This is a genomic window from Bergeriella denitrificans NBRC 102155, assembly GCF_001592185.1.
GTDB lineage: Bacteria > Pseudomonadota > Gammaproteobacteria > Burkholderiales > Neisseriaceae > Neisseria > Neisseria denitrificans.
In genome coordinates this window covers 1-3,652 of the sequence record NZ_BCWL01000202.1, presented here as the reverse complement: position 1 = coordinate 3,652, position 3,652 = coordinate 1, and the positions used below count along the sequence as shown (strand labels likewise).

Genomic DNA, 3,652 nt, shown 5'->3' with positions numbered 1-3,652 from the left:
TATAGCAGTTTAAGGCTGTATCAAAGCGGCGTAGTTTGTTAAACTGCGCTTTCATTTCAGACACGACGGATTTCCCATGAAAAAAACAGTGATTTTCTTAGCGGCCGCTGCCGCACTTTTGAGCGCGTGCGGTACGGACAAACCCGCCGCCGTGCAGCAGCCGTCGGCGGCTGCGCCCGCCAAGCAGGCATCCGGCCAACGCCCCAAGTTTGATGCGGCAGCCGAATCGGTGGCCAGCAGCGGCTTCAACGGCAATACCAACGTACAGCGCTGGATCGATTACGAAGTGGCGCAAAAGCAGTTCAGCCGCAGCGAATTGCAGCAGTTTTTCGACGGCACGGTCTATAAAGCCAACATCATCAATATTATGTACCGCCCGGGCACATCCCGCCCGTGGTACGAATTCCGCACCGGCAATTCGGGCGCGGCCAAATTTGCGGGCGGCCGCAAGTTTTACGCCGAAAACCGCGCCGTGATTGACGACGTAGCCCGCCGCTACGGCGTACCGGCCGAGCTGATTGTGGCGATTATCGGCATCGAAACCAATTACGGCCGCAATACCGGCACCTTCCGCGTGGCCGACGCTTTGAGCACGCTGGCATTTGATTATCCGCGCCGCGCCGAGTTTTTCCAAAACGAGCTGGCCGAGCTGCTGATGATTGCCAAAGAAGAAAACCGCGACGTATTCAGCTTTAAAGGCAGCTACGCCGGCGCGATGGGCATGCCGCAGTTTATGCCGTCCAGCTTCCGTAAATGGGCGGTGGATTACGACGGCGACGGCCGCCGCGATATTTGGAACAACGTCGGCGATGTAGCCGCTTCGGTCGCCAACTACATGAAGCAGCACGGCTGGCAGACCGGCGGCAAAATGGTTGTGCCCGTCAGCCTGAACATCAATGCCCACCTGCAGGCGATTATTGACGAGAAAACCGCGCTCACCCGCACCGTAGCCGATTTCAAAGCCCTCGGCGTGGTACCGCAGGAGCCGGTGGCCGACCATGAAAAAGCCGTGCTGTACCGCTTGGAAACCAGCCCGGGCGTATATGAATACTATCTGGGTCTGAATAATTTCTATTCGGTTTGGCTGTACAACAACAGCCGCATGTATGCCACGGCGGTGCGCGACATCGCCAACGCAGTCGGCAGCACCAAGCTCTGATTGCATCCGCACCGCCTATAACAGGGCGGTGTTTTTTCAGACGGCTTTTGCGCGGCGGGCGCGGGGCGGCAAAAAATGCTAAAATGCCCGCCTGAGCCTGCCGCCGACCGGCAGGGCGTACAGGCCGTCTGAAAACGGCATATATTCCATCATCCACTTAGCGGAAAACATCATGGCCTATCAAGTTCTTGCACGAAAATGGCGTCCGAAAACCTTTGCCGATTTGGTCGGCCAAGAGCACGTCGTCAAAGCCCTGCGTAACGCGCTGGACGAAGGCCGCCTGCACCATGCTTATCTGCTGACCGGTACGCGCGGCGTGGGCAAAACCACCATCGCGCGGATTTTGGCCAAAAGCCTCAACTGCGAAAACGCCGACCACGGCGAGCCTTGCGGCGTGTGCGCGAGCTGCAGCCAAATCGATGCCGGGCGCTATGTGGATTTACTGGAAATCGATGCCGCCTCCAACACCGGTATCGACAACATCCGCGAAGTGTTGGAAAACGCCCAATACGCGCCGACCGCGGGCAAATACAAAGTCTATATCATCGACGAAGTGCACATGCTCTCCAAAAGCGCGTTCAACGCCATGCTCAAAACGCTGGAAGAACCGCCCGAGCACGTCAAATTCATCTTGGCCACCACCGATCCGCACAAAGTACCGATTACCGTATTGAGCCGCTGCCTGCAATTTGTGTTACGCAATATGACCACGCAGCAAGTGGCCGAACACCTCGCGCACGTACTCGACAGCGAGCAAGTACCGTACGAACCCGCCGCGCTGCAACTCTTGGGGCGCGCCGCCGCAGGCTCCATGCGCGATGCCCTGAGCCTGCTCGACCAAGCCATTGCCATGGGTTCGGGGCAGGTCGCCGAGCAGGACGTGCGCCAGATGATTGGTGCGGTGGACAAACAATATCTGTACGAGTTGCTGCAGGGCATCGTCGCGCAAGACGGCGAAGCCCTGCTGGGCAAAGCGCAGGAAATGGCCGCGCGCGCCATCGGCTTCGACAGCGCATTGAGCGAATTGGCCATGCTGCTGCAACGCCTGGCGCTGATACAGGCCGTGCCCACCTCGCTGGCCGCCGACGACCCCGAGCGCGACACCCTGCTGGCCTTGAGCCAAGCCTTGAGCGGCGAACAGATCCAGCTTTACTACCAATGCGCCGTACACGGTAAAAAAGACCTGAGCCTTGCGCCCGACGAATACGCAGGTTTTGTGATGACCCTGCTGCGGATGCTGGCCTTTGCCCCGCTGGCCGCCGCCGCCCACAGTACGGACGGCATCATCGAACACAGCCAGTTGCGCGATGCGGAAACGGCAGGTACGCCAAAAAAGCCGCAGACGCCGCCCACGCCGTCTGAAAAAAGCGCAGCCGGCAGCGCAGCAGAGCCAAGTGCCGCGCCAAATACTCAGACCTCCGCGCCGCAAACCGCAGCCGAACAGCCTGTTAGCAACAGTGAAACCGCATCATCCAAGCCGACCGACACCCCGCCGTGGGAAGAGACGCCGTCTGAATTATCCGCAGACAAGCCGCCGCGCGATATGCCCGCTCGCGCAACAGCCGCGCCGGAACCGGTTTCGCCTGCTGTAACGCAGGAAGCCGAACCCGCAGCCGAGGCCGCCGAAACACCTGTTGTGCCCGCCGCCCAAACCGCAGAGCCCGAGCAGCCCGCGCCGCAGCCCGCATATCAGGCGGAAACACCCGCCGCGCCCGAATATCCCGCGCCCGCTGCCGAACCCGCAGAGCAAGCCGACGACTATCCGCCGCCCTATCCCGACGAAGCGTATGGCTTTGAGCCGTATTCAGCCGATGAGGGCGGAGACGATTTGCCGCCGCCGCCCGATTTTGCCGCCGCCGCCCCTGAAGCGGAAGAAGACGAAGCAGACGATGACGCCGAAGACGACGCACCGCAGTTTGCCCCGCTGCCCGAATTCAAGCCGGAAAACTGGGCTGCACTGGTGCAGCGTTTCGCCAAAAAATTCAGCGCCGCGCAAATGCCCGCGCAGCACGCCGCCTGGGTGGGCTATGACGAAACACAGCACATTATGTATCTGGCACTGACGGAAGAAGCGCGCAAAACCACCAGAAAAGAGCGTTTGGACAAAATCCAAAGCACGCTGGCCGAAGCCTACGGCATCCCCCTGCGCCTGCAAACCCAGCCCTGGCAGGACGACGCCGGCTGGGAAACCCCCGAAATGCGCCGCAAACGCCTGCAGCTCGAAGGCCGCCAACGCGCGCAAGAGCTGCTGGAAGCCGACCCTGCCGCGCAGCAGATTTTGCAGATATTCGAAGCTGAATGGCTGCCCGATACTTTGGAATTGGCGGGGCAGCAGTGAGTGCGGTTACCGCAGAATAAATACGGCAGAACAAATCAGCCAAGCTAGAAAAGCCGTCTGAAAACATCGTTTTTCAGACGGCTTTTTGTTGCTTCAGATTATTTGTAGGACGGGCATCCCTGCCCGTCGCTCATTCATAGGAATGAGATTAAACC

General features: G+C 59.8%; 2 protein-coding genes. Both read left to right on the top strand.

The genetic code is table 11. The annotated features are described in order from the left end of the window. Positions 1-76 precede the first annotated feature (76 nt). Positions 77-1,159: a lytic murein transglycosylase B gene (gene mltB, locus BDE01S_RS09115; RefSeq protein ID WP_066080534.1), complete on the top strand. Its 1,083-nt coding sequence runs from the start codon at positions 77-79 to the stop codon at positions 1,157-1,159. A 172-nt stretch (positions 1,160-1,331) separates the two neighbouring features. Further along, positions 1,332-3,497: a DNA polymerase III subunit gamma/tau gene (dnaX, locus tag BDE01S_RS09110; protein ID WP_066080530.1), complete on the top strand. Its 2,166-nt coding sequence runs from the start codon at positions 1,332-1,334 to the stop codon at positions 3,495-3,497. Positions 3,498-3,652: the final 155 nt, after the last annotated feature.

Excerpts from the sequence above, each read along its gene's own strand:
- mltB (WP_066080534.1), top strand. The coding sequence starts at position 77 with ATGAAAAAAACAGTGATTTTCTTAGCGGCCGCTGCCGCACTTTTGAGC.
- dnaX (WP_066080530.1), top strand. The coding sequence starts at position 1,332 with ATGGCCTATCAAGTTCTTGCACGAAAATGGCGTCCGAAAACCTTTGCC.